Raw genomic sequence first — 26,594 nt, 5'->3', positions numbered from 1 at the left:
CGCTAACAACGGCCGGCGACCATGTCCATCAGGCGTTCGAGGACTCCGCCTTGGCGAAGGCCGTCGTGCTCGAACTCGTTGGTCACCCAGGCCCGCGCGTTGTCGATCGCGCGTACGGTTTCCAGCTGTAGCCCCGAATCCACGTACATGTCGTCGAAATAGACGGCCGCGGCCACCGGAACCTGGTTGCTGGCGAGCCGTTCGAGATCGTAGAGCGGCGGCCAGTCATCGGCCGCCGCCAACAGATCGGCGGCACCGGCGAAAGGGCGCAACGCGGCGATTTCGTCGAACATCCAACGAAACATCGTCTCGCCAGTGAACAGCAGCGGATCCGCCTCGGGAGAGAACTCCGGCAGGTCCGCGATCGCCCGCTGCGCCGACCAGGCGGTCGCGCCCTTTCCCTGCGCGTACGTGAATTCCTGCAGCGCGTAAATGGGAGTGTCGACAAATCCGGTCGCGGACATGATCTGGTGGCGGAATCCGTCGGCGAGCTCGTCGCCATGCCACGCCTCCTCCAGGAGCCAGTGCACCCGCTCATAGCCGTCGCTCATGCCAAACGAGCTGCCGATGAGCCGAAAACGCCGAGAGGTCAACCGGTCGCCGTCGGGCAACCGTACGTCCGCGGACTCCAGATGGTCGGCAATCCGCCGGACCACCGCCACATCCTCCGGATAGCGCCGATAGTACGCGGCGTTTTTGGCCGCCACTCTCGGAAGAGTGCGGGCGTACACTTCGTCAGCGGTGGCCGTCAGCCCGGCCAGTCCGCCGGTGACATAGCACGCCCTCAGGCCCTCGGGCGCCTTCGACAAATACGTCAACGTGACGAAGCCGCCGTAGCTCTGCCCGAGGGTCTCCCACTGCGCTTCACCGAGCAGTTGGGCTCGGATCAGCTCGGCGTCAGCGACAATGCTGTCAGCCCGAAAACAGCGCAAGTACGCGGCCAGCGCGGCGGCGTCCATGCCGCGGACCGTACGCGCCGTCACCGGCGTGCTGCGGCCTGTGCCGCGCTGGTCGAGCAGCAGGACCCGGTGAGTTTTCACGGCGCGGCCAAGCCAACTGTCAGCACCGGTCGGCCGCGGCGACTTGCCGCCCGGCCCACCCTGCAGGAAGAGCAGCCAAGGCACCTCCTTGCCGGCATTGTCCGGCGAGACCGCCTCGCGCGCGAAGATTTCGATGGCCCGCCCGGTTGGATCAGTGTGGTCCAACGGCACAGCGAAGACATGGTCGGTCAGCACCAGGCCTGGAAGTTTCAAGGCTCACCCTTCTGAAACAGTTTAGGTCTATTTTAAAGTGCCGGCCCGGCTTCACGTACCACCTCGCGAGCGGGTTTGTCCTGCCGCAGCCCAACAAAACGTGGATGCCGGAGCCGGCCGTCGCCGGTCCACTCGCTGAACTCGATTTGTACGACCAGCTCCGGCTCCACCCAGTGCACGGTCCGTTCGTCGACCTTGTCCCGGACCGGGTGCGAAAAAGGCGAGGTGGACCGGATCAGCGGCTCCATCCGGCGGCGAAGGTCACGCAAGGTGCGTTGATCGAAACCGGTGCCGACTTTGCCGGCGTAGTGCAGGTCGCCGTCCGCATAGTGCCCCATCAGCAGCGCACCGAAATCCGAGCGCGAGCCCTGCGGGTCGGTGAAACCGCCGACCACGAACTCCTGACCGTACGAACATTTGAGCTTCAGCCAGTCTTTCGACCGGCCGTGTTGGTACGTGGACGCGGCCCGCTTGGCAATCAGGCCCTCCCAGCCGGACGCGCATGCCTGCCGGTAGAAATCCTCGCCATTCTCGTTGCGGTGGCTGGCATAACGAATCGGGTCATCGAAATGGAAACCGGCCCGCAACAAGGTTTTCCTGGCCCGCAGGTCCAACTGGGTGAGGTCGACCGATGAGTACGCCAGCAGGTCGAACAAATAGAGGAAAACCGCGATGCCAGTTGCCCGCGCCTTCGCCGGGTCGGTCAGGTGCATCCTTGGTTGCAGGCGAGAAAAGCTGGTCTGCCGGCCGTCGAAGGCGACGATCTCGCCGTCCGCGACGAACCGGGTCTCCGGCTGGTCGTCAAGCGCGTCGACCAGCTCTGGATACGCCCGGTCCATGGTCTTGTTGTTACGTGAGAAAAGCTGCGGCCGGCCGCCGTCCCGTACGACGATCGCCCGGACCCCGTCCAGCTTGCGCTCGAAAATCCAGTCCGGGTCGCTGAACCGCCGATCGGTCAGCGTCGCCAGCATCGGCTCCTGAAAGCCGGCCGCGCCCAACGGTCGCAGCCGGCTCGGATCGATCTTCGCCCACGGATCTCCCACAACCATCCCCCTGACCAGCCCTTACCGCACAATAGACGCAGGCGGCCTACGGCACTGGGAAGCCGTGCAGGGTGACCGGACCGGCCGTCGGGTCCAACTCAGCGGATTGGCTGACCCCGGCTGGCGGGATGGTGTCGATCAGCTTGGGAACGCCGTTCGGATCAAGCGCGCAGATCGGTGAACTCACGCCGCCCCTACACACCCCGAAGGCGTAAGGCTGCGCGGTGGCGGCGAAAGCCCGGGCCTTGTCTGTGGTGAATCCGTCCTGCCCATGCAGCGCCAGGGTGAAAACCCAGCCGCTGGTCGGGGTGCCCAGGGCGGCGGTCGGCACCGCCATCGTGATGGTTTTCGAGACCTGGCTGGCGGTCACGCTGACCGGACCGAGCGAAGTGCCGCTCGCGTCGGTGAAAACCGGGTCGGCGAAGCCTTGCACCTCGATGAACCGCGACCATGCCGAGTCGGCGGCGATTGCATAGTTTCGGGACGGGTACGCGGCTGTCGTGGCATCCGGTCCCTTTGCCGGGTCACGTACGTAAACATCGAGCAGTTGCGCGCCGAGCGGGGATCCGAAGGTCGGCGTCAAGTCCGCCAGAGTCGCTCGTAAATAGGTGGTCGCACCGGCGTTGATCACCTGGAAGCGGGTCAAATCAAAGGCACCTGCCTGGAAATCGCTCGCGGTCGGGTACGCGTACGTGCCCGGTCCGGCGTCGTCGCCGGCCGGATCGGCGGTGTCCAACACCACCGTGCCAGGGACCGCGTCCGAGCTGATCGACACCTGCGCATAACCGGTCGCCGATCCCTTGCTGGCGGCCGCGGTGATCGTGTTGGCGCCAAAACCCAGTGGCACCGTCGCGGCGTACGAGCCGTCCGCGCCGGCGGTCGTCGTGACCAGCCCCGGGCTGCCAGCGATTTCCGTAGGAGTGGATGCCACACTAACCGTCGCGCCAGCTATGGTCTTGCCCGTCACTTGAATTTTCGCGTCAGGTGTGGAAACTCCTGGCGCCGGGGAAGTAATCGTCAATGCCAGCGCGGTCGGTGCGGGATGCGCGACATAGCGCGAGCGGACGATGTCCGGCTGCTCGATCGGGGTGGTCCGTCCGATCGACAGCGTCAGCCGCGCCTCCTGCGCCTGCGCCCAGGTCAGCGGCGAGGCCGAACCAGCCGCCTGTCCATTGTGGAATCCAAGCGACGCGGTTTCCGGCGCGGTGCCGTACGGGGAGGCCGGCAGGTCCGGATTTTCCCAGTCCTGTTCGGGAACCAGCCCCACTCCGGAGGCGTACGAATGCATCGCCGCCAACAGCGCGGCCGCGCCGGACTGGTCCCCCACCGCGAGCTGGCGCTCGGCCCGCTCGCCGGACAGCACCGGCCACAGGTGCCCAGAACCGCTGTTCCCTGTCGGCCATGGTTTGCCATTGGGCGTACACGTGGTCGGATCCGGTTCATAACAGTCGCCGTAGCCGTCTTCGCTGCCGGACTGGCTGGTGCCATAACGATAAAAGCCCTGCCCGGATGGCGTCGTCCGGCCAATAGCCTGGTCCACCACCGGCAACGACCGCGTCACGTCCGGGTCGTTGGCGGGCAGGATTCCCAGTCGTACCAGCTCAAGGAAACCGCCGTCGACCACCGCTCGCTGATCGGCGGTGACGCTGCCGTTGCCCAGACTGTACGAGACAGCCGCATTCGGGTCACCTGTTTTGGACAGTCGAAGGAAATACCGCCCGGGCAGGTACGGGCCGGAGGTGGTGACCGTCCAGCCCTTGATCGAGCGCTGGAAATAGTCAGCGGTCGCGCGGTAAACGCGGGCCGCGGCGGGATCTTGGTGCAGATCGGCGATCCGGCCGGCGGCGACCAGACCGGCGATCTCGGCGGCGATCGTGGAGGGCGAGTAGCCGCCCTGCTCTTCCCACCGCTCCGAGCCAAAAGACGGCCCGTGCGCGACCACGAAGTCGGCGGCCTGCCGGATTTTCGGCCACAGCGCGGCATCGCCGGCGAGGCCGGCCTGATAGGCCATCAGGATCGGATAGGCCGACTCGTCCAGCTGGTCACCACCGGTGTCCGGCGCTTTCTTGCCGTTGAGCAGCGAATTTCGCGGCATCCGGCCGTCCGCCAGCTGCTGGTGGTCAAAGAGAAAACGGACCGTGTCACGAGCCGTGGAAATATCACCGGCGGTCAGCAACCCAGTGTACGCCTCGTAGAGATCTCGTGCGAAAACTTCTCGGTACGAGCCAAAATAGACCGCCTTTCCGTCTGGATTGTCGGCCGCGCTGACCGCCTGACCCCATGGACTTGCCAGCGACGCGACGATCGCGCCCGGGAAGGTCTTGTCCTCGCTGGCTTTCACCACATTCACGCTCAGCCAATACGCCGACCGCAGCTCCTGCGTTTTCGCCGGCGAGACGCCGGGGAAGGTCGTCGGCGGCTGCCGGAGCTGCCGGTCATACGCGGCCCAGCCGGCGGCATATCGAGCCAGCGTGAAGCCGAAGGGCCAGGCCAGCGCGGCACCCGCGACGGCAACCGATTGGTCAGCGTTACGGCCAAAACCCAGCGCCAGCGTGACCGGGCCGTGGCTGGTATCCAACCCGCCGGTCAGCTCCACATTGCCGTGCTGAGCGCTCCCGTACGCAGGCGTCAATCCGCGCGCGGTGTCCAACTGCGTCAGGCCGTCACTTGGCGTACCAACAAAACCAGCCGACGCCTCGGTGAAAGGCCGGTTTGCCCGCAACGCCAAGGATGTTGGCAGCGCATAGTCGCGATTCGCCGCATTCGTCACGGTGTTCGGGTCGGCGGCGGTCAACGCGGCGGTCTGGGCTGTCGCATCGTCCGCGCCACCGTTCGTACCGCCACCGCCGCCGTTGCCATTCACGCTCGGGTCCAGCCGTACGAACAGCTTCAGCCCGCGGGTCGCCCCTTCGAACCGGACGGCCATCACCACCGCGGCCCGGTCCGGATCCGTGGCATAGGTCGTCACGATCCGATATCGGCCGTTTTTGGGCTGTGCAACCACTTCGCAGGACATCCCGGACGGATCGGCCTTGCGCGCCGAATAAGTCATATCCCGGCTCTGCAGGTCGGTGAATGTCTGGCCGTCGGTGACCACATACTGCATCGTTTCGACATTCGTGTTGTCCACGGTGGGACTGTAAACGTCGGACAACATGCCGCCGGCGACGGTGAACCACACCTTCGACTGCCGGCCCGCGGCCGTACCAACGCAGTCCTTCCGCGCGTTGTCAAAATGCGAAGTGGTCCCCGGCTCACCGGGCGCCGCAATCACCGCTCCGGCGGCCGGCGGCGCCCCCGCCAGAAAAGCCGCCGTCAACCCAGAAACGACCACCGCCGCGAGTAAGCGCATGCGGCAGATCACATCACCTCCCGCCACCGGTGTCTACGTATGTTCTGCGCCCCCCTAAGGGCTGAAGCTGTCGGCGGCGCGCAGGGCCACCGCGGCGAGGTTGCGGTATTCGGTGGCCAGTTCGGCTGGTTCCACGATGGTCAGTTCGGCGTTCAGCAGCAGCAACCAGCGCGCGACGCTGGCCAGTGAGTCCGCGCCGACGTGCAGTACGCACGCCGTGTCGCCAACCGGCTCAATCCAGCCCCAGGCCGGGTCGATCCACATCTCGATGGCGGCGACCGGCGCCTCGACGCGTACGGTCGCGTGGACCTGTTGGGTTTGGATGGCCAGGTGTTCCACCACGTACGCCTCAAGATCCGGGCTCGGCGGCTCACGGTCGGCGGCCGGGCGGTCGGTCGCGGTGAAGTCGGTGAGCTCGTCGACGCGCAGGGTTCGCCACTGTGCCAAGTTGACCTCCCATGCCACGACATACCACCGCTGACCAGCGCGTACGAGACTCAGCGGGTCGAGCAGGCAGTCGGCGCCGTCGTACGCAGCGGTGGCCCGGCGCCGCTCCCGGCAGGCGACCGCGACGGCGATCAGGGTCTCCACCGCGACCGGGGTCGGCCGTTGGCCGCGCATCGTGCCGTGCGGGGTGTGCCGGACCTGGCAGACCAGCGCCTCCACCTGACCGCGCAGCCGGCGCGGCATCACCGCGGCGAGCTTCGTCAGCGCTCGTACGGCACTGCCGCTGACCAGCTCCGCACCGGAGACATTGAACTCCTGTAAGGCAAGAACGGTGGCCACCGCCTCGTCGGCGTCGAACATCAGCGGCGGCAAATTGGCGCCGGGAGCGAGGTGATAGCCGCCGTCGGCGCCATAACGCGCGTCGACCGGATAGCCGATCGCCCGCAGCCGGTCGACATCCCGGCGGATCGTACGAGTGGACACCCCGAGTCGTTCGGCCAGCTCGGCGGCGCCCCATTCGTGCCGTTGCTGCAGCAGTTCGAGTACGCGCAGAAGTCGCCCGGCGGTGTCCCACATAACAGTCCACACTAGCGGACAAGATCTGTCCGCCATGACTCCTAACGTCGTTCTCGGAACCAACGAAACAAGGAGTCACGATGACCACGAACACTCGCCGCGTCGCCCTTTCGCAGCACCGCACCGGCACCGAATCCACCGTCGGACTGACCGCGATCGACAAGGTCGACCTGCCCAGCCTGGATGCCGGCCAGGTCCTCGTACGTACGACGTATCTGCAGCTCACCGCCGTAACGGCGGACCTGATGCGGCAGGATCCGGGGCTGCCGATGCCCGGCTACCAGCTCCGCGAGGCGCCGTGGGGGCCGGCCGTCGGTACGGTCGTGGAGTCGCGCGATCCGGCACTGCCGGTGGGCACCGAAGTGGTGCATCGGGCGGGCTGGCAGGAGTACGCCGTACTGACCTCGGCGCAGGCGTATCCAGTCGATAAGGCGCTGCCGGCGGCCTACTACGCACTGAACCAGGGCGTCACCGCGTACCACGGCATCGTGGACATCGCCGAGGTCAAGCCGGGTGACGTGGTCTTCGTGTCCGGCGCGGCCGGCGGCGTCGGGTCGCTGGCCGGGCAGATCGCGAAGGCGGTCGGCGCGACGAAGGTCATCGGTTCGGCCGGCAGCGCGGCGAAGGTCGACTACTTGACGGGCGAGCTCGGGTTCGACGCGGCGATCAACTACCGCGACGGCGACCTGCTCGGCCAGCTCCGGGCGGCCGCGCCGGACGGAATCGACGTTTTCTTCGACACGGTCGGCGGCGACACTTTCGAGGCGGCTGTGCAAGCCGCCGCGTACGCCGCGCGGTTCGCGCTTTGTGGTGCGTTGGCTGGACAACTCGACAGCGGCGTCGGCGCGCATCCGCGGCTGGACATCATGACCGCGATCGTGAAGGAGCTGGTGATCAAGCCCTTCCCGACCCCGCACACGCCCGCCCAGATCCAGGCGTGGAACTCGCATTACGGTCGGTGGCTCGCGAGCGGCGAGATCGCCTACCCGGCAACGATCCTGGACGGCGGCCTGGACGTCGCCGCGAGCGCGCTGGACGAGCTGCTCGCCGGCAAGCACCGCGGCAACGTACTGATCAGATTTTAGGCATCTCAAACATAGCCATAAAACCGGACGCGAAGCCCAGCGAGCCGTCCACTTTCACCTTGCCGCGGAGGAACATCATCGCCGGCGACGCCGACCCGGTGGCCAGCCTCAGCAGGTCCGCCGGGCCGGTCGTAATGGTGGTTTTGGCGTCATCGCTGGGATTCTTCGACACCGTACAGGCGCGGTCCTGGATCACCACGCTGTAGTGGTCAAGGCCGCCAGGTCCGCTGCCGCCGGTCACCCGAAACTGCATGACCACCCGGCCATCCCGGGCCCGCTCGGGCCGGAAGTAGTCGGCCATCCGGCGGAACAGCTCGTCCAGGATCCGCCGGCGTACGGCTGGCACCGCGGTCGCCGCCTCGATCTGGCTGCCGGACGCTTTGCCAATGATCCGCAGGAAAGTCGCGGCGTCCATGGTGGACAGGTCGACTTTCGCGCCGCCGGCGGCCAGGGTGTCGATAGCGGACAGCAGGTCGGCGAACTCGCTGCGACTCAGCCGCCGCGGGTCGATCCGGCGGGCCACCATCTCCATGTCCACGTCCGCCAGCGCCGGGTCGTCCGGGCTCAGCCGTTTGAGCGCGGCCACCAGCTCGCGCGGGCTCAACCTCGCCACCGCGGCTTCGCTCAGATCGACCACACCGGCCTCCATTCGTCGCTGTGGAGGGTATCCCCATCGAAGGTTGGATGCCTGACCAAGACAGTCGACTTGGTCGTCTTCACGAGTAGGGTGACTCCGACGATCGGGGTGGACGATGGCGCGGGTGTCGGCGGACGAGCGGCGGCAGGACCTGGTGGCCGCGGCGATCCGGGTGCTGGCCCGGGACGGCGTGGCCAAGGCATCGACCCGGGCGATCGTCGCCGAGGCGGCCATGCCGCTGGGCTTCTTCCACTACTGCTTCCGCTCGAAGCAGGAGCTGTTCATGCAGGTCATCGGCACCATCAACGAGCGCAACCGAAGGGCCGCGATCGACGCCGTACGGCCGCATCGAAGCCTGCCGGACACCCTTCGGGAGAGCCTGCGGGCGTACTGGCGACTGGTCGAGGAGAACCCTGGCGAGCACCAGATCACGTACGAGCTGACGCAGTACGCGTTGCGTGATCCCGAGCTCGCCGAGGTGGCCCGCAAGCAGTACGAGGGCTACCTCGAGGCAGCCATCGACTTCCTGGAGGTGGCCGCCGCGGCAGCTCGGATGGAGTGGACCGTGCCGCTGCGGGTGCTGGCTCGGAGCCTGCGCAACATGCTCGACGGCGTCACGCTCGCGTGGATCGTCGATCGGGACAACGGGGAAGCGACGGCGGTGCTCGACCATTTCGCCGTCCAGCTGGCAGCGTCCGCCCGGAGAACGACCGACTGAAGTTGGACAATCGACCAAGACCCTTGACATAGAATGCGACGGGCATCACTCTCGTTCTGGACAGGGCTGCGCCGCCGGCCGCCATCCCGCAGGGCAGGAGTCGCGATGACGACTGTCGATTCCGCAGGAACCCAAGAACGACGCGCTTTCGACGAGCCCACCACGCTCGTACGGCCACGCTGGATCACCTACTGGACGCTAGCCGCTTTTGGCATGTATATGGCGTATTACGCGGTCCAGCAGATCCTCATTCCCAAGCAGACCAACGAGATCACCGGCAACAGCGCGGCCGCGGTCAGCGCGCAGGCGCTGGCAAACATCGTCGCCGCGGTCGTCACGATCGTGGTTTGTGTGCTGGCCGGCGAGCTTTCGGACCGTACGCTGCATCGTCGCGGCCGCCGGCAGATCTGGGTGATCATCGGCGCGCTCGTTTTTGGCGGCGCGCTGATCGTGCAAGGCATCGCGCACACCGTCTTCCTGGTGGTGGCTTTTTGGGCGGTGGCCCAGGTCGGCGTCTCCTCGATGACGGCCGCCATTCTCGCGACCGTGCCGGACGAGGTGCCGGTACGACAACGCGCCCGAGTCTCGTCATGGTTCGGGGTGGCGCAGTCCGTCGGCCCGTTGCTGGGCATCATGCTGGTCACCACCGTGTTGCTGGGCGTGCCGATCGGCTACACCGCGCTGGGGGTTTTGGTGGTGTTGCTGGCTATTCCGTTCGCGCTGCGCACCAGGGGCGTACGCCTCACGGCCGCGCAACGTCGGCCGCTGGATCTGCGGGCGGTGGTCGTCGGGATCGTCCAGCCACTCAAGCATGCCGACTTTTCCTGGGCGTGGACCGGAAGATTCTTCATCCAGCTGTCCAACGCGCTCGGTCAGCTCTATCTTTACCAGTTCCTCAAGGATCGGGTCCATGTCGACCCGGACCTGGGCACGCTCATTCTCACCGTGCTTTACACCGTTTCGGTGGTGGCGGCCTGTTTGCCGTCGGGCTGGCTGTCGGACCGTACCGGCCGACGCAAGCGGATGGTGATGATCTCGTCGACGCTGCAGGGCATCGCCGGACTAATTTTCGCGCTGTCGCCCACGATGCCCGGAGCCATCGCGGGCGCCATCCTGCTGGGGCTGGGCTACGGCGCGTACATTTCCGTCGACCAGGCGCTGATCACCCAGGTGCTGCCGCATCCGGAAGATCGCGGCAAGGACCTTGGCGTCATCAACATCGCGAACATGCTGCCGTACGTGCTGGCCGCCGCCCTCGGCGGTGTGGTGATCAACATGCTCGGCGGCTACGTCACCCTTTACGCCTTGGTGGCGGTGACCGGAGTGATCGCCGCTTTGGCTGTCTGGCCCATCAAAAGCGTCAAATAACCCTGAGGAGAATGCGAATGACGTCCGTTTCCGAGCTGCACGAGATTTTCGCGTCGCAGAAGGCCGCCTTCGGGCAGCAGGGCGCGCCGAGCCTGGACGAGCGGCGCGCCCACCTTGGCGCGCTCGCGCAGCTGGTGGTGGCGAACCGGAGTCGCATCAGGGCCGCGATGTCCGCGGACTTCGCGGTGCACCCGGAGCTGTTCACCGACCTGATCGAGGTGCTGGGCGTCGCCGGCCGGGCCGCGTACGCGGCGGAGCAGCTGGCACAATGGGCCGCACCGCAGGAAAGAGAGGCCGACCCCGGCCTTTTCGGATCCGCCCGCGCGGCGATTTCGTACCAACCCAAAGGAGTTGTCGGCAACATCGTGCCGTGGAACTTCCCCTTCGACCTGTCTTTGGGCCCGCTGGTCGAAATGCTCGCGGCCGGCAACCGCGCGATCATCAAGCCATCCGAGTTCACCCCGGCCTGCGGTGAGCTGCTCAAGGACATGATCGCCGCGACCTTCGACCCCGACCACGTTGCGGTGGTGACCGGCGAACTCGAGCTGGCCACCGCTTTCGCGGCGGTACGCTGGGATCACCTGCTCTACACCGGCAGCCCGGAGGTCGGCCGCAAGGTCGCGGTGGCCGCCGCGCAGAACCTGGTGCCGGTGACTTTGGAGCTGGGTGGGAAGAATCCGGCGATCGTCAACGAGGACAGTGTCGACGCCGAGACGGTCGGCCAGATCCTCGGCGCCAAGATGATCAAGAACGGACAGATGTGCATCACGGTGGACTACTGCCTGGTGCCGCGGGCGAAGATGCAGGAATTTGTGGATCTCGCGCACAAACACGTCGTCGAGCGGACACCGGGGTATTCCACCACGGCCGACTGCACCGGCATCATCAGCGAACGTCATCTCGACCGGCTCACCGGTTTGCTGGAAGAAGCCGGAAAGAAAGACGGCCAGGTGGTCTCGCTGGAGCCGGACGCGAAAATCGACCGTTCCACCCGACAGATGCCGATCTCGCTGGTGGTGGACCCGTCGGACGACCTCGCCCTGATGCGGGAGGAGATTTTCGGGCCGATCCTGCCGATCAAGCCTTACGACTCGGTGGACGAGGCGCTCGCGTACGTCAACGCCGGCGAACGCCCGCTCGCACTTTACGTCTTCTCCAAGGACAACTCGGTCGCTGACTACGTCCTTGACCGGACGACTTCAGGCGGTGCCTGCGTCAACTCCTGCGCCCTGCAGGGCGCGCTCCCGTCCCTCGGCTTCGGTGGCATCGGGCAGAGCGGCTCCGGTCGCCACCACGGCATCGAGGGCTTCCGGGAGTTCTCCAACCCGCGCGGAGTGGTGCGTAGGGGCGAAAACGACCTCGTCGAGGCGCTGCTTCCGCCGTACGGGCCGCTGGCCGAAGCCGTCGTGACGGCTGCGCTCAACGGCCCGCAGGACTGATCCCTATCCGCCGAGGGCGGCCACAATCGTGGCCGCCTGATGGTTGGCGCCGAGCTGGGTCGGGTGGAACGGCACCGCGATCAGCGGGTCGCTGGACAGCGGCAGGACGGCCGTGACGTACTGCCTGGTGGGCAGCTGGCAGAGGTCGTGCCCAGTCATCCCGGTGTTGGTGTTGAGAAGACCGACGTGCTTGCTGGCCGCGACCCGGGCCAGCATCGCGTCCATTTCGTTCACTTTGGCCCGCAGCCAGGGAATGTCCTCGTTGGCGAACTGAATATACGGGTAGCATCCGGCGGTCGGGAACGGGTTCATGTAGTTGACCACCTCGATCTTCGCGTGCGGTGAGCGGGCCCGGACGCCGGCGATGACGTTGGCGATTTTTGCTGCTGCCTGGGCGATCGCCTGCGAGATCTTGTCAACACCGCCAACGACGAACTTCGGTTGACAGGACGCGCCAAGCGGGCTCGGCAGCGTCGCTCCGGGCACCGGCGTGAGCGACGGCAACAGGCTGATGCAGCCCTCGACCATCCCGACCAGACCCACGTCGTTGCCGCCGATGCCAATCGTCACCAGGTCGGTTTTCGTCGTGAGCCGATCAAACTGCGGCGTGTTCGTACCACCCAGCGGCGCGCTTTGCGGCCCGGCCATGTTGTCGGTGATCGCGCCGCCGCAAGTCGCGTCCCGGAAGGTGGGCACGCCGAGCGCGGCGGCCACCTGATGCGGGTAGTCCCTGGCACTCTGCACGCAGCCGAACGGGACGTATTTCGTGGTGACGTTGAGAATGTTCACGTCCGCGGACCAGGAATCGCCGAGCGCGACATATTCCTGGAAACGCGGCCCGGCGGCCGATGCCACGCCGGCACCGGCGAAGACCAGCGCGACGACCATGACAAGTAAGGCAAAGCGGCGATACGGCATCGGCGTTTTCCTTCTACTGCGGTGGATGGGAAAGAGCACGGAACAGGACCGGCCAGAAGGTCTCTTCCAGGTGGCCAGCCGGCAGCCGGTCCGGCTCGACCAGGCTTTGCGCGAGGCTGCCGTCCCGGATGGAAATGAACAGACGGGCGGTTTGGTCGGGGTCGTACGCGACCGTACGACCGGTGCGTTCCAGGAGTTTTGCCAGCAGGTCCACGATGTGGGCGCGCAGCCGGGCGTGGTGCTCGGCGAGGACCTGGCGGGCCTGCGGATGACGAATCGCGTAGAGGGTGAATTCGGCGGAAACCAGGAACCAGGCCGCTTCGTGAGCGTCGACCTGCGCCAGCTGTTTTATCACCCGGTCCAGCGAGACAGCCTCCTCGTCGAGCTCGGCGAGCGCCCGGTCGTACCGGCCCACCTCGTCTTCGGAGTGCGCGTCGAACAGCGCGTAGAAAAGGTCGTCCATGGTCGCGAAATTGGAGTAGAACGCGCCTCGGGTGTAGCCGGCGCGCTCGCAGACCTGGCCAATGGTCGTACTGCCGAAACCCTGTTCGGCGAACAGCTCCAGGGCCGCGTCCAACAACCGCGCGACCGTCCGCGGTCGCCGCCTGGTCGGCCCTTTGGGCATTGCGTCACTTCTCCTTGACGACGTACGTGACGCGAGTCACTATACACAAATGAATCCGATACGCTAGTGAATCTGATGTGGAGTCTGCGCTGATGACAGAGCCTGACATGACCGAGCCCGACGCCACCGCACTCGCCGCGATGATCCGGCGCGGCGACCTCACCGCCGTCGAAGCCGTCGACGACGCCATCGCGCGCGCTGAGTGGCTGCAGCCACAGCTGAACTTCCTCACCACGGCACTTTTCGAACAAGCTCGAGAGAGAGCCAAAACCGCCGACCTCAGCGGGCCGTTCGCGGGCGTGCCCTATTTGTTGAAGGACATGTACGACTACGCCGGCTCGGTCACCGGCTGGGGATCGCGGCTCAGCCGCCTCACTCCGCCGGCCGCCGCCCACGCCCCGCAGGTCGACGCGCTGGAGGCCGCTGGACTGATCATCATCGGCAAGACCGCGCTGGGCGAGATGGGCTATTTGCCCACCACTGAGCCCATCGCCTTCGGCCCGACCCGCAATCCGTGGAATCTCGAGCACAGCTCAGGTGGCTCCTCTGGCGGCTCAGCGGCCGCCGTAGCCGCTGGTGTGGTGCCGATGGCGGACGCGGCCGACGGCGGCGGGTCGATCCGGATCCCGGCCTCCGCGTGCGGGCTTTTCGGCCTCAAACCGTCCCGCGGCGCCTTGATCGGCAACCAAACTCCGGCTGCCGGTTTCGATGTCACCACCGAGCACTGCCTCGCTCGTACGGTCCGCGACTCTGCCGCCCTTTTCGCCGCGATGGAACGCAAAGACTCCACTTCGCCGGTCGGACACGTGACTGGGCCGACCAACCGCCGACTGCGTATCGGCTATTTGCAGGACAGTCTCAGCGGCCACGCTCCGGACCCAGAAGTCGCCGCCGGCGTAGCCGCGGCGGCCGCACTGCTGGAAAAACTCGGCCACCTGATCGTACCGACCACACTACCGCTGGACGGGCCTGGTTTCCTCGCCGAATTCACCAAAGTCTTTACGGCAAGCGCCCTCGACGTAGTCCAGCTCATCACGGCGATCACCGGTACGGCGCCCGACGATTCCGTCCTGGAACCGCTGACCCTCGCGTTCGCCGCATTCGCCGGCAGCCTCCCGGCTGGTTCCCTCGACGCCGCCCGCGCCAACCTGACGGCAGCGGCCGGACCGTACGAACGCTGGTTCACGGACCTGGACGTCATTCTGTCTCCCGTCCTGCTGCAGCCACCTGTCCCGATTGGCTACATCACTGGCGAACTTGACCTGCCCACTGTCACCGAACGGCTCAGTGGGTATTTGTCGTGGACTCCGCTTTCCAACGCGGTCGGCGCACCGGCGATGAGCGTCCCGTTGCACTGGAGCAGCGACGGCCTGCCGATCGGCATCCAGTTCGCCAGCAAAGTCGGCGACGAGCGAACATTGTTCGAGCTGGCGTACGAATTGGAGGAAGCCCAACCTTGGACAGACCGGCGGCCCCCGCTGGTCGCTTAGGAATCCGCGTTCTCGTTACCTGCCAGCCATGTCATTTGATCGTCGCTGAGTTCCACGTCGAGAGCGCGCAGCGAGCTGTCGGTTTCGGCCAACGTCCGCGGCCCGATGAGCGGAAAAGTCGGGAACGGCTGGTGCAGCACATACGCCAAGGCGATCGCGGTGGTGGGGACGCCGAGGTCAGCGGCCAGTTTTTCGGCGCGCGCCAGCCGGCCAAAATTGGCTTCGCTGTAATAGCAGCGTACGAGCTCTTCGTCGGACCGGTCAGCGGGCCGCGCCCGGCCGGTGAAGAAACCGCGGGCCTGACTGGACCATGGCAGCAACGCGACCTGGCGGTCCCGCAGCCAGCGCCACGACCGCGGGTCGGTGACGTGCTCGCACCCGTCCCACGGCACGGCGTAAGCCTCGGCGAGGCTGAAATGGTTGCTCAGGCCCGAAAGCCCGACCAGACCATGATCGGACGCGTACGCTGCTGCCTCGTCGAAACGCGCCGGCGTCCAGTTGGAGACGCCGTACGCTCTTACCCGTCCAGCGGCCCGCTGCTCGTCCATAGCCTCGACGAACTCGCCCACCGGCACCTCAAGATTATCGCGGTGCATAAGGTAAAGATCGACGTGATCCGTCCCCAACCGTGCCAGGCTCTGGGCCAACTGCCGGCCAATGGAGGCGGGATCGCAATGTGGAGTGTGCGCGCCCTTGCCAATGATCACCAGCTCATCGCGGTTTCCACGGCCGCGCAGCCATTGGCCGAACAGCTCCTCAAGCCGGCCGCCCCCATATAGCCAAGCGGTGTCGAAAGTATTGCCGCCCTGCTCGACGAAATCGTCGAACATCACACTCGCGTACCCGAGATCGGGCTGGTTGTCGACGCCCATGACCAGCCGCGACACCGGCTGGTCGAGTCCGCCGATCCACCCGTACCGCATCCGGTGGTCCGGCCGGCGACGCAGCGACCGGCCGTGCGCTGGGCCGGTCGGCTGGTCCGCGGGAAGGGTGAGGCCGATCGCCGCTCGCCAACTGTCCAGCGCCGCCGCGTTGCCAAGGCTGTCCGCCCAGGTCAGCTGGGGCGCTTGCCGGGCGGCGAGATGGTCCGCCACCGCGTCCGCCTCCAGCGCGTACTGCGCCGCCGCTGCCACCACGATCTCGCGCGGCTGCTCCCCCACCCGGCTCACCAGGATGCGGGCTGGCTCGTCCGGCGACGGCACCCAGGGATCGGGCACCTCCAGGAATCCTTCGCTGCCATAGACTTTCACAGTGTGCTCAGCGGCCAGCCGTACGCCGGTGGCCACCTGCGCCATTAGCCCGTGGGCGAACCGCAAAGTGGCGATCGCCCACTCGTCCACCCCAGTCGTACCAACATGAGCCGCGCCGGTCACTTCCACCGGATTCGCGAACGGCGTTCCAACGGTCGCGCCAGCCAACAATCTGGCCATTGAGACCGGATATCCACCAACGTCCAAAATGCCACCGCCACCCAGTGCGGGGTCAAACAGCCGGCCACTCGTGCCAGCCGACGAGAACGCGAACGACGCTTGGATCTGGCTTACGACACCAATCGCGCCTTCGGCGACCAACTCGGCCAGCCGCCGAGTCCGCGGATGGAAGCGATACATATACGCCTCCATGAGGAAAACATCGTGGCGTCGGGCTGCTTCCACAGCAGCCATCGCATAGGCCGCATTGATCGCCAGCGGTTTCTCGCACAACACGTGTTTGCCCGCTTCGGCCGCCCGCACCGTCCACATAGGGTGCAGGGAGTGTGGAGTTGCGATGTAGACAGCGTCGACTTGATCGTCGTCCAACAAGGCCCCGTAGTCACCGTACGTACGACTTGCTCCGAATTCCCGGCCGAACGCGGCGGCCCGATCCGCGTCCCGGCTCGCCACCGCGACGAGCCGCCCGGTGCGCGAAAGTGGCAGCTGACCGGCAAAACTGCCGGCGATGTTGCCCGGCCCCACGATTCCCCAGCCCAGCATGTTTCTCCCCAATGGCGGGCCCGATCCCACCACCACCCTGCCACCACCCGCCCACGAAGGGTCCCCGCTGTCCGCAAGCGGCCCCTTTTCGCTTTTATGTGACAGAAAGCCGTTTCACGGCCGCGGGAACCCAGCGCGGAATTTCGGACAGTTCTCGAACTCGTTCTCATGCCGGCAGGTCAACAAGTGATTCAAATACGTTCGCGCGCTGTCCAACTTCGCGATCTGGTCCTCGATAGTGCGCACTCGGCCGACCACGGTGTCCCGCCAGTCGTGAGTCTGCGTACGCCCAGCCAGCACGGTCGCGATGTCGTCAATGCTCATCATGCCGGTCGTGCGCCACAAAACAACCAGAGCAGTCCGATAGAACTGCTCGCTGTCGAAGAAACGCCGGCCGGCCCGACGAAGGGGCTGGATCAGGCCGCGCCGCTCCCAGTAGTGCAGGGTCGACAGCGGCAGGCCGAAATGGTCGGCGAGGTCGCGGATCGGGATCAGGGCGTCCATCACACTATTTGAACTCAACCCAGGTTGAACAGGCAAGGTTGACTTTGCCCGAGAAACCTGGAGAGGACGCCGATGCGACCACGGTTGGTGCTGGCGCTGGCGTGCGCCGGCTCGTTCATGGTCATCCTGGACGCGACGATTGTTTCGGTCGCGCTGCCACAAATCCGGGCCACGCTGGGATTTTCGGCGATCTCACTGCCGTGGGTGGTGAACGCGTACACGCTGGTCTTCGCCGGATTCCTGCTGCTCGGCGGCCGGTGTGCGGACGTTTTCGGGCCGCGTCGATTGATGGTGGTCGGGACCGGACTGTTCACCGTGGCCAGGGTCGCCGCCGGGCTGGCGACCGCTCCCGGGGCGTTGCTGGCCGCGCGCGCGGTGCAGGGGCTCGGTGGCGCGCTGCTCATCCCGGTCACGCTTTCGCTGCTCACCACGACCTTCACCGACCGGTCGGCGCGGACCAGGGCGTTGGGCACCTGGAGCGCGGTCGGGGCGGTCGCCGCCGCGGCCGGACCGGTGATCGGCGGAGTGCTCACCCAGTGGTTCGGTTGGCGCTGGGTTTTCCTGATCAGCCTCCCGTTGGGTGCGCTCGTTCTCGCCGTCTCGTACGTCAAGTTGCCGCGCCTGGACCCAGGCGTGCCGCGTACCAGGCTGGACGTTTGGGGAGCCACCCTGGCCACTGGCGGTTTGGTCGCGACTGTCTACGCGGTGATGAGTTTTGGCTCCAGTGCCTGGATCGGCGGCGCCCTGCTGGTGACTGGCGTCGCGCTGCTCGGGCTTTTCACCGCGCACCAAGCCCGCTGGTCAACGAATCCGCTGCTGCCGCTGTCGGTCTTCCGGGTGCGTACGGTCAGCGGCGGCAACGTGGTGATGTTCCTGCTGGGACTGGGATTCTTCGCCTCCCCGATCCTGATTTCGTTGTATCTCCAGGATGTGTACGGCTTCTCACCCCTGCGGGCCGGTCTCGGGTTCCTGCCGGTCGGTGCCGCCATGTTCGCCGGCGCTCAGTCCGCCGGCCGGCTGACCTTGTTTTTCGGTGCCCGCCGGGCCGCGGTCATTTTCTGCGTGATCGGCACGGTAGGCCTTGCGGCCATGGCCGTCCTGCTCGGGGCGGGTGGTTCGTACGTCGTCGCCGTCGCGATTCCCGGAGTGGTGCTGGGATTCGGCACCGCGGCGGCGTTCACCCCGATCACAGTGATCGCGACCAGCGGTGTGCTGCCGTCGCAGAACGGCCTCGCGGCCGGCCTGCTGAACACGGTCCGGCAGGCCAGCGGAGCCGTCGGGCTCGCGGCGCTGTCGACCGTGGTCACCGTCCTGCGACCGGCCGGGCTCACGTACGGCTATTCGGTCGCGTTCGTCAGCTCGGCCGGCTGCGTCGCGGTCGCCGGTCTCGTCGCCGCGGTTGTTCTGCCCCAGACGAGCTATCCGACAAAAGCCCTGCCAATTGACGAATCCCCTGAAAAAGTCCGATAACTACACCCCTGCGCGACCGAAAGTGGCCACCGGGGCCTGCTAATTCCCGCTGTTCCACAAACCGCTCTTGACACCTGTTCAAGCCGGCGATACTTCGGTGCTGCACACCATTTCCAACGTTGTATCACCGCGTTTTCCAGGCCTGAGCACCCGGGCGTACCAGCTGCACCGCGGAGGGATCCCTCGTGACGATTCTCAACCGGTCCGCGCTTCGAACGGCAGGCTGGGTCGCGGCCGCTGCCGTCGTCGCCGCCGTCGGACTGCAGGCGCCGGCCACTGCGGCGACCGGAAAAGTCGTGACATACCACGGATATCAGGTCGCCATCCCGGACACCTGGTCGGTGGTGGACCTGGAAAAGGCGCCGACGACGTGCGTACGCCTCGACCGCCACGTGCTGTATCTGGGCCATCCGGGCGCCAACCAGTCCTGCCCGGTTGGCCTGGTCGGCGCGACCGAGGCGGTCATCGTCGAGCCATTGGCCGGCGCGAACGTACCAGTGAGGGCGCAAAAACTAGCAGCCAACACCGCCGCGCCGCAGCGCGTACCAACCACCACTGACCGGCGGATAGATCTCGTCATTCCGTCAGCGGGCCTGCTGGTCAGCGGCTCGTACGGGACGCAGCAGCCGGTTTTGGCGGCCGTCCTGCAATCGGCTCAGCTGACCGCGGACGCCCATGCCGCTCCGGCCGCCCCAGCAGTGACACCCAAGGCGGTCACGCCGGACGTGTCCGCGCCAGGAACCTTCCAGGGCACCGGGTTCGACGCCTGCGCGGCACCGTCGTCGGGCGCGATGCAGGCGTGGGGCGCGTCGCCCTACCGCGCGGTTGGCGTCTATATCGGTGGGACAAACCGCGGTTGCGCGCAGGCCAACCTGACTTCCTCCTGGGTTTCCCAGCAAGATGCCGCCGGCTGGCATCTTTTCCCGATCTACGTGGGATTGCAAGCACCTTGCGCACCGGCCAGCGTGGGCTCGAAAATTGACCCGGGCAGCGCGCTGTCACAGGGCCAGTCCGCCGCCCAGGACGCCGTCGCGCAGGCCCAGTCGCTCGGTCTAAGCGCGGGCAGCGTGATTTACGATGACATGGAAGCCTACGGCCGGGGCGGCTCATGCACCCAGGCCGTACTCGACTTCATGAACGGCTACACCACCCAAATCCACACCCTCGGCTACGGCTCCGGACTTTATTCCAGCTCTGCCTCGGGAATCGCCGACATGGTCAGCGTCTACGGTGGCTCGTACCCGACACCGGACCACATCTACTTCGCGCACTGGGGCACCGCGGCGAACACCGACGACTCGTTCATCCCAGCTGGTGACTGGGCCAACCACCAGCGCATCCACCAGTATCAGGGCGGCCACAACGAAAGTTATGGCGGCGTGACGATCAACATCGACAGCGACGTGCTCGATGTGGCCGACGCCACGAACAACAGCACGTCCAGCACGGCGTCCCAGTTCTACGTGAACGGCGGCGAACAGCACTACATGGGTCGCGGCACGAACGGCTCATTGTCGCATTTATGGTGGACGCCAAACACCGGCGGCACCGGCCTGAGCGCGGACTCCTGGGCACCGGCCAACACGGTCGCCGGGCAGCCGGTGACGTACGTGACCGGCAGTGCCGGCGCCCAGCAGCACGCCTTCACTATTGACAGCAAAGGAAACCTGCAGCACTACTGGTGGAGCGTCGGCGACGCCCCACATACGCCGGAGCACGACACGTGGAACACCGCGGCCACCACCGGCATCACTCTGGTCGGCACCCCGACAGGTTTCGTCAACGGCGATGAGCAGCACGTCTTTGCCAGGGACACCAACGGAAACCTGCAGCACTGGTATTGGTATCCGGACGGCTCTTCGGCCGGCTCGATGAACCACGACACCTGGGACAGCTCCGGTGACGCTGCGAGTGACCCGGTGGCAGTGGTGATGGGTGGCGCGCAACATGTCTTCTTCACCACCAGCGGCGGCGATCTGCGGCACTGGTCCTGGAGCCCGTCCGCCGGTCTCACGCAGGAAAGCTGGGCGACCGGAGTGACCGGAAAGCCAGCCGTCTACAGCGTCGGCGACCAGCAGCATGTGTTTATCACCGACAGCGCTGGAAACCTGCAGCACTACTGGTGGAGTCCGGGTGACACGACCAAAGAACACGACACCTGGAACGACGCGGCCAGCACTGGCATCACCTTGACCGGCACCCTCACCGGTTTCCTCTACGGCACCGAGCAGGACGTGTTCGGTCGGGACACCCAGGGCCGACTACAACACTGGTCCTGGAGCCCGAGCGACACGCCACATTCGCCGAGCCAGAACACGTGGGACAGCACCGGAATCCTCGCCGGCAGCCCCACTTCCGCGATCGTGGGCAACCAGCAACACATCTTCGCCGCCGATGCGCAGGGCCACTTGCAGCACTGGTTCTGGTTCCCTGGCAACACCGCCCCCAACGGCGTTTCCCACGACACCTGGCCAACGGCGACCACCCTGTCCACGCCGTAGTTTTCCGGGCGGGGGTGATGTTCCAGCCAGTCACCCCCGCCTCCGGAACGGTCGACCCGTACGATCACCGGACGATTCGGCCGCTCGCGACGAGGGCGTTGACGGCTTCTTCGAGAGTCTCCAAAACGCTGAAACGCGGCCGGAAGCCGAGCAAGCGATCTGCTTTTTCCATCGAACAATGGGGACTGTGCGCGAGGTGGTCATGGGTCAACTTGGCCGCATCAGCGGAGGCGGTCCGCGTCCATTGTTCCCACGGCAGGAAAGTCAGGTCCGCTTCGCGGCCGAACCACCCAGCCACCGCCTCCGCATAACCGCGCAAGGTCAGCGCGCCGGACGCGACCGAGTGAAAACTCTCGCCGATCGAGACTGAGCGATTGGCCATCGCGGCGAGGAAAGTGTCCGCGACATCGCTCGCGTGAACATGCTGCAACGTCTCCATACCGAGGTTGGGCAACGCGAGCTGCTTCCCGTCCGCCAATGCCTGGAAAACGCCAAGATCGAGATGGCCGGCCGGATTGATAGGCACCCAGCCGGGCCCGCTGATGTGGCCGGGATGCACCAAGGTGGCCGGAAAATCGTACCGCCGGGCCTGGTCCAGCAGATATCGCTCGACCGCGGCCTTGCCGATCCCGTAGTCGCCGAAAGGCCGCCGCGGCGCGTCCTCGGTCGTCGGCACCGCCGCGCTGTGGCCATGCACCCAGATCGTGCCGCAGTGCAGGAAATGCTGCACGCGCCCACGCAGCGCCTCCACCAGCTGCCCAGCGCTGTCCTGGGTGTACGAGATCAGGTCGATCACCACGTCCGGCTCCAACTCGGCCACCAGCGGCCCGAACTCGCCGGCCGCGTCGCTCTCGACCCGGTCGACCGTGACCGTACGCACGCGATCCCAGGCCCCATGCGGTTGGTACGGGTCGCGCTCCGACCTGCTGAGCACAGTCACGTCGTGACCACCGGCGACCAGCCGAGGAACGAGATACGTACCGATATGACCAGTGCCTCCAACAACAACAACCCTCATATCCAAGACCTTATCCCTGGCCATTGCCGTTAGGTCTTCACATATGTACGCTCTGTTCAGCCAGTCACCACATGTTCATGTACATGAAAGGAGCGGGCATGATATTCCGGCCTGTCGTCGCGTTAGCCGTGGCGATCACTCTCGCACTCACGCCCGCGACCGCGTCCGCCAGCAGCGCCAGATCTTGCACACTTCCGGTGATCGGGGCAGTGTGCGCGCCAGCGACCGTGGTGCTCGATGGCAAGCTGCTGCAACAAAACAAGATCGGCCTGGGGCTTGGCGATCCGACGCTACGCAAGGCGCTGAGCGCACTTTTGGCGCAGGCGGACAAAGCGGTGACCGCCGGGCCTTGGTCGGTAACGGACAAGAATCGGACGCCGCCGAGTGGCGATAAGCATGACTACCTAAGCCTCGCACCCTATTGGTGGCCAACCACAGCTCCGACCGACAACAACCCATGGGGTTGTCCGTACGTCCAAAAAGACGGCGTGCGCAACCCAATCGTCGACTCGATCTCCGATCACGCCGAGCGCGGGACGGCTTTTTCCGCTATCTACCAGCTTTCACTGGCCTGGTATTATACCGGCAAGGCGTCGTACGCGCGAAAGGCCGCCCAGGACCTGCGCACCTGGTTTGTCGACCCGACCACCCGAATGAACCCGAACATGAACTTCGCGCAGGGAATTCCCTGCAAGGTGGACGGGCGCGGCATCGGCATCATCGAGTTTTCGTACGCTTTCACACAGGTGCTGGACGCGACGGCGATCCTGGACGTCGGCGCGCCGGGCTGGACCGCCGGGGACCACAGCTCAATGCACAGCTGGTCGACTGATTTCCTGAACTGGCTGCTGACGAACAAAAACGGCACCGACGAGGCCGCCGCGGCGAACAACCACGGCAGCTTCTACGACATGCTGATCGCCGCGCTGGCGCTCTCCACAGGACAGACAACGCTCGCCGCCCAGGTCGTCCAGGCGGCCAAAACCAAACGGATCGACGTACAGATCCAGGCCAATGGCTATCAACCACTGGAAAGTACGCGCACCCGCAGCTGGCACTATTTCTGCTTCAACCTGGTCGCGCTGACCCGGCTCGCACAGATAGGCCAGCACGTCGGAATAGACCTCTGGCATTACACATCTCCAAGCGGCGGCAGCATTTTCGGTGCGGTCGACTACCTCATCCCGGCCGCCACCCAGGGCCAAAGCGTCTGGCCCTACCCGGAAATGGACTTCCGTCAGTACGCAGCCGTCGATGTGCTACATGCCGCCGCGCAACAGGGCGACAAGGCCGCCAAAGCCGCCCTTTCCCGGGTACCCGCCGAACCTGGCGGCGACCTCTTCCCGGCCCGTCCAGCCGCCGAACAACTCGACGACATCTCCACAAGTGTTAACGCATCTGGTAGCGGATCGGCAGGTGCTTGAGACCACCGACGAAAGTCGTGGCGACCGACTCGGGTTTGCCGGCGAGATCGAGCGCGTCGAGTCGCGGAATCAGAGTGGAGAAGAAGGCCTTCGTCTCCATTCGGGCGAGCGCCGCCCCGAGGCAGTAGTGGGCTCCGAAGCCGAAAGCGAGATGCTTGTTCGGCGTACGACCTACATCGAAACGGAAGGGGTCCTCGAAGACGTCCTCGTCTCGGTTGGCCGACGGGTACGACAACAACAACGAGTCGCCCTCTTTGATGCTGACGCCTCGCAGTTCGTAGTCGCGAGTGGCCGTACGCATGAATTCCTTGACCGGCGTGACCCAGCGGATCATCTCGTCCGCAGCCGGGCCAGCCAGGCTCGGATCGTCGCGCAGGCGCTGGAGCTGGTCCGGATTTTCGATCAGTGCATGGAGGCCGCCAGCGATGGTCGAGCTGGTGGTGTCGTGCCCCGCGGTCGCGACGATGACGTAGTAGGAAATCGTGTCCATGTCATTGAGCAACTCGCCGTCGACCATGCCGTTGGCGATCGTGGACGCGAGGTCGTTGGTCGGATTGGCCCTGCGGTCAGTGGTGATCCCTTGGAAGTAAGCGAAAAAGTCCGTCACCACCGCGATCATCTCTTCCTGGGTCTGACCGCGTCGCTGTTCGGTGTCCTGGCCACCGAAAATCTCCTGCGTCAGCTTCAGAATGCGCGGGAAATCCGACTCGGGCAGGCCGAGCAAGGAAAGGATGACGTACAGCGGGTAATGCACCGCCACATCCCGTACGAAGTCGCATTCGCCGCCCAGCTCGACCATGCGGTCGACATAGCGCACAGCCAGCTCGTCCACCCGCAGTTGCAGGTCGCGCATCGCGCGGGGCTTGAACCAGTCGGCCGCGATGGCCCGCAACACCTTGTGTTTCGGGTCGTCCAGGTGAACGAGGGTGGTAAGCAGTTGGCCGTTCTCGGCAGCGTGCGCATCCGCCTCCGCGGTGGCCAGCAAGGGCCGCGGACCGTTCAGGAAGATGTCCTGCTGGCGCTCGATTTCCAGCACGTCGGCGTGTTTGGTGACCGCCCAGAACGGGTTGAACTCCGGCGACGGGTCGACCCAGTGCACCGGGTCTTCCTTACGCAACAACGTCAGAGCCGTGTGCAAGCGGTCCTCTTCGGCGTACGCGCTGGGATCCGCCAGCGCGAGGCCGGCCTCGTCGGGGGTCACTTGGCGACTCCTGTCGCGTACTCGTCCCGCAGAAGTCTCTTCTGCAGTTTGCCGGTCGGCAGTCTGGGCAGGTCCGGCCGGAAGTCCACCGACCGTGGGCACTTGTAGTGAGCCAGCCGATCCCGGCAATATGCGATCAGCTCTTCGGCCAGTTCCGGGCCAGCATCGACCATCGACGCCGGTTGTACGACCGCCTTCACTACCTCGCCCATTTCCTCGTCCGGCACGCCGATAATCGCCACGTCCGCGACTTTCGGGTGGAGGGCGAGAATGTTCTCGGCCTCCTGTGGGTAGATGTTGACCCCGCCGCTGATGATCATGTGAGCGAGCCGGTCGGTCAGATAGAGGAACCCGTCGTCGTCGAGATAGCCGATGTCGCCGAGCGTCGACCAGCCGCGTCCCCGTGGATCACGTGAGGCCGCGGTTTTCTCCGGATCGCCGTGATATTCGAATTCCGCGCCACCGCCGAAGTAAACAGTCCCGGGCCGCCCCGGTGGCAGTTCCTCGCCGTTGTCGTCCAGGATGTGCGGCTCGCCGACCTTCGCGCTGCCGACGGTGCCCGGGTGCGCCAACCATTCCGCCGAATCACAGGCGACCATGCCGTTGTTTTCGGTGCCGGCATAGTATTCCCAGAGGATCGGACCCCACCAGTCGATGATCGCCCGCTTGACGTCGATCGGGCAGGGCGCCGCCGCGTGGATCACTCCGCGTAGGCTGGACAAGTCATATTTATCCCGTACGGACTGGGAAAGTTTCAGCATTCGGATGAACATCGTCGGCACCACCTGGCCATTGGTGATGCGGTAGTGCTCGACCACGGCCAGAAATGCCTCCGGGTCAAACCGATCCATGACGACCAGTGTCGAGCCCAGCCGGAGCATTGCCATACAGAATCCGAGTGGTGCCGCGTGATAAAGAGGTGCCGGCGACAGGTAGGTGGTGGTGTTGTCGAGACCGAAGAACATCGCCAATGCGACGAAACGCGGGTCGCCGCCCATCTCCAGGCCGGTGATCGGCCGCTTGATGCCTTTCGGCCGGCCAGTGGTGCCGGACGAGTAGAGCATCGGCATGCCCTCGATCTCGTCCGGCAGCGAGGTTTCCGGGTGTCCGCTCACAACTTCCTGGTACGGCGTAAATCCCTCGATACTGGCGTCCAGATCGACCGTGAGGACAAGGCCGGGACAACGGTCCGCGGCCGCCACCGCGACCTGTGCATGCGGCGCCGAAGAAACGAAGACCTTCGCCTCGCAGTTGTCGATAATGTACGCGACTTCGTCGACCTGCAGCCGGGTGCTGATCGCGGTGTAGTAAAGCCCGGACCGCTGCGCTGCCCAGGCCAGCGTGAAAAACTCCAGTCTGTTCTCCACCATCAGCGCGATGTGGTCGCCTTGGCGCAGCCCCGCCTCGCGAAGAGCGTGCGCGAGTTTGTTCGAGGCCGCGTTCAGCTCGCCGTACGTGACGGTTTGTCCAGTGCCGGCCATGATGACCGCCGCCTTGTCCGGGGTAGCCGCGGCCATCGCTCCCAGATGCATTCGCCGACCTCCAGATTTCG

Annotated in this window: 20 protein-coding genes; 8 read left to right on the top strand and 12 right to left on the bottom strand. The window is 65.8% G+C overall.

The genetic code is table 11. From position 1 onward, the window contains the following. Positions 1–2: 2 nt before the first annotated feature. Genes ABD301_RS40645 through ABD301_RS40630 form a run of 4 tightly spaced genes read right to left on the bottom strand, consistent with a single transcriptional unit; the run spans position 3 to position 6,671 of the window. Positions 3–1,253 carry an alpha/beta fold hydrolase gene (locus ABD301_RS40645; protein ID WP_344315361.1) on the bottom strand — a complete coding sequence of 417 codons (1,251 nt, stop codon included), beginning with the start codon at positions 1,251–1,253 and terminating at the stop codon, positions 3–5. A 32-nt stretch (positions 1,254–1,285) separates the two neighbouring features. Then, the gene (gene ligD / locus ABD301_RS40640; RefSeq protein WP_344315360.1) at positions 1,286–2,302 is read right to left on the bottom strand and encodes a non-homologous end-joining DNA ligase; all 1,017 of its coding nucleotides are present in this window, start codon (positions 2,300–2,302) and stop codon (positions 1,286–1,288) included. Between the two features lie 40 nt (positions 2,303–2,342). Further along, positions 2,343–5,648, bottom strand: coding sequence for a glucodextranase DOMON-like domain-containing protein (locus ABD301_RS40635; RefSeq protein ID WP_344315359.1), 3,306 nt, complete (start codon positions 5,646–5,648; stop codon positions 2,343–2,345). Between the two features lie 54 nt (positions 5,649–5,702). Continuing rightward, positions 5,703–6,671 (bottom strand): helix-turn-helix transcriptional regulator, encoded by a 969-nt coding sequence (locus ABD301_RS40630; RefSeq protein ID WP_344315358.1) that lies wholly within the window; start codon positions 6,669–6,671, stop codon positions 5,703–5,705. 80 nt (positions 6,672–6,751) lie between these two features. Here ABD301_RS40630 and ABD301_RS40625 point away from each other — a divergent pair, with 80 nt between their 5' ends. After that, a complete protein-coding gene (locus tag ABD301_RS40625; RefSeq protein ID WP_344315357.1) occupies positions 6,752–7,756 on the top strand; it encodes a zinc-binding dehydrogenase in 1,005 nt (334 codons plus the stop codon). Here ABD301_RS40625 and ABD301_RS40620 read toward each other — a convergent pair. Next, positions 7,746–8,393 carry an SCP2 sterol-binding domain-containing protein gene (locus ABD301_RS40620; RefSeq protein ID WP_279579787.1) on the bottom strand — a complete coding sequence of 216 codons (648 nt, stop codon included), beginning with the start codon at positions 8,391–8,393 and terminating at the stop codon, positions 7,746–7,748. The two genes, ABD301_RS40625 and ABD301_RS40620, sit on opposite strands and share 11 nt — an antisense overlap. A gap of 115 nt (positions 8,394–8,508) precedes the next feature. Between ABD301_RS40620 and ABD301_RS40615 the strand changes: the two genes are divergently transcribed. The 3 genes from ABD301_RS40615 to ABD301_RS40605 all read left to right on the top strand — a co-directional run bounded on the left by ABD301_RS40615 (position 8,509) and on the right by ABD301_RS40605 (position 11,918). Beyond that, positions 8,509–9,111, top strand: coding sequence for a TetR/AcrR family transcriptional regulator (locus ABD301_RS40615; RefSeq protein WP_344315356.1), 603 nt, complete (start codon positions 8,509–8,511; stop codon positions 9,109–9,111). A gap of 105 nt (positions 9,112–9,216) precedes the next feature. Continuing rightward, positions 9,217–10,479, top strand: coding sequence for an MFS transporter (locus ABD301_RS40610; RefSeq protein WP_344315355.1), 1,263 nt, complete (start codon positions 9,217–9,219; stop codon positions 10,477–10,479). Between the two features lie 11 nt (positions 10,480–10,490). After that, positions 10,491–11,918 (top strand): aldehyde dehydrogenase family protein, encoded by a 1,428-nt coding sequence (locus ABD301_RS40605; protein ID WP_486320509.1) that lies wholly within the window; start codon positions 10,491–10,493, stop codon positions 11,916–11,918. Positions 11,919–11,921: 3 nt separating this feature from the next. On the opposite strand, the gene ABD301_RS40600 is transcribed toward ABD301_RS40605, so the two are convergent. Both ABD301_RS40600 and ABD301_RS40595 read right to left on the bottom strand, forming a co-directional pair. Then, positions 11,922–12,836 (bottom strand): SGNH/GDSL hydrolase family protein, encoded by a 915-nt coding sequence (locus tag ABD301_RS40600; protein ID WP_344315353.1) that lies wholly within the window; start codon positions 12,834–12,836, stop codon positions 11,922–11,924. A gap of 13 nt (positions 12,837–12,849) precedes the next feature. Continuing rightward, on the bottom strand, positions 12,850–13,461 hold the full coding sequence (locus tag ABD301_RS40595) for a TetR/AcrR family transcriptional regulator (RefSeq protein ID WP_344315352.1): 612 nt from the start codon (positions 13,459–13,461) through the stop codon (positions 12,850–12,852). Positions 13,462–13,553: 92 nt separating this feature from the next. Between ABD301_RS40595 and ABD301_RS40590 the strand changes: the two genes are divergently transcribed. After that, a complete protein-coding gene (locus ABD301_RS40590) occupies positions 13,554–14,951 on the top strand; it encodes an amidase (protein ID WP_344315351.1) in 1,398 nt (465 codons plus the stop codon). On the opposite strand, the gene ABD301_RS40585 is transcribed toward ABD301_RS40590, so the two are convergent. Both ABD301_RS40585 and ABD301_RS40580 read right to left on the bottom strand, forming a co-directional pair. Then, entirely contained in the window at positions 14,948–16,924 is a 1,977-nt protein-coding gene (locus ABD301_RS40585; RefSeq protein ID WP_344315350.1) for an aldo/keto reductase, read from the bottom strand. The two genes, ABD301_RS40590 and ABD301_RS40585, sit on opposite strands and share 4 nt — an antisense overlap. Positions 16,925–17,038: 114 nt before the next feature. Next, a complete protein-coding gene (locus ABD301_RS40580) occupies positions 17,039–17,428 on the bottom strand; it encodes a MerR family transcriptional regulator (RefSeq protein WP_344315349.1) in 390 nt (129 codons plus the stop codon). Positions 17,429–17,500: 72 nt separating this feature from the next. Here ABD301_RS40580 and ABD301_RS40575 point away from each other — a divergent pair, with 72 nt between their 5' ends. Together ABD301_RS40575 and ABD301_RS40570 are read left to right on the top strand one after the other, a co-directional pair. Further along, complete coding sequence (locus ABD301_RS40575) at positions 17,501–18,898, top strand: MFS transporter (RefSeq protein WP_344315348.1); 1,398 nt, start codon at positions 17,501–17,503, stop codon at positions 18,896–18,898. A gap of 185 nt (positions 18,899–19,083) precedes the next feature. Next, complete coding sequence (locus ABD301_RS40570) at positions 19,084–21,399, top strand: glycoside hydrolase domain-containing protein (protein ID WP_344315347.1); 2,316 nt, start codon at positions 19,084–19,086, stop codon at positions 21,397–21,399. Between the two features lie 64 nt (positions 21,400–21,463). Here ABD301_RS40570 and ABD301_RS40565 read toward each other — a convergent pair whose 3' ends face one another. Then, on the bottom strand, positions 21,464–22,417 hold the full coding sequence (locus ABD301_RS40565; protein WP_163567612.1) for an NAD-dependent epimerase/dehydratase family protein: 954 nt from the start codon (positions 22,415–22,417) through the stop codon (positions 21,464–21,466). A 98-nt stretch (positions 22,418–22,515) separates the two neighbouring features. On the opposite strand from ABD301_RS40565, the gene ABD301_RS40560 reads away from it, so the two are divergent. Next, a complete protein-coding gene (locus ABD301_RS40560; protein ID WP_344315346.1) occupies positions 22,516–23,841 on the top strand; it encodes an alginate lyase family protein in 1,326 nt (441 codons plus the stop codon). Here the strand turns inward: ABD301_RS40560 and ABD301_RS40555 are convergent. Beyond that, positions 23,807–25,042, bottom strand: a complete 1,236-nt coding sequence (locus ABD301_RS40555; RefSeq protein WP_163567611.1) for a cytochrome P450 — start codon at positions 25,040–25,042, stop codon at positions 23,807–23,809. The two genes, ABD301_RS40560 and ABD301_RS40555, sit on opposite strands and share 35 nt — an antisense overlap. After that, positions 25,039–26,574: an AMP-binding protein gene (locus ABD301_RS40550; RefSeq protein WP_344315345.1), complete on the bottom strand. Its 1,536-nt coding sequence runs from the start codon at positions 26,572–26,574 to the stop codon at positions 25,039–25,041. Before ABD301_RS40550 ends, ABD301_RS40555 begins: the two co-directional genes overlap by 4 nt. Positions 26,575–26,594: the final 20 nt, after the last annotated feature.

The sequence above is a fragment of the Fodinicola feengrottensis genome (assembly GCF_039530045.1).
Taxonomy (GTDB): domain Bacteria; phylum Actinomycetota; class Actinomycetes; order Mycobacteriales; family HKI-0501; genus Fodinicola; species Fodinicola feengrottensis.
This window is presented reverse-complemented; position numbering and strand designations above follow the sequence as displayed.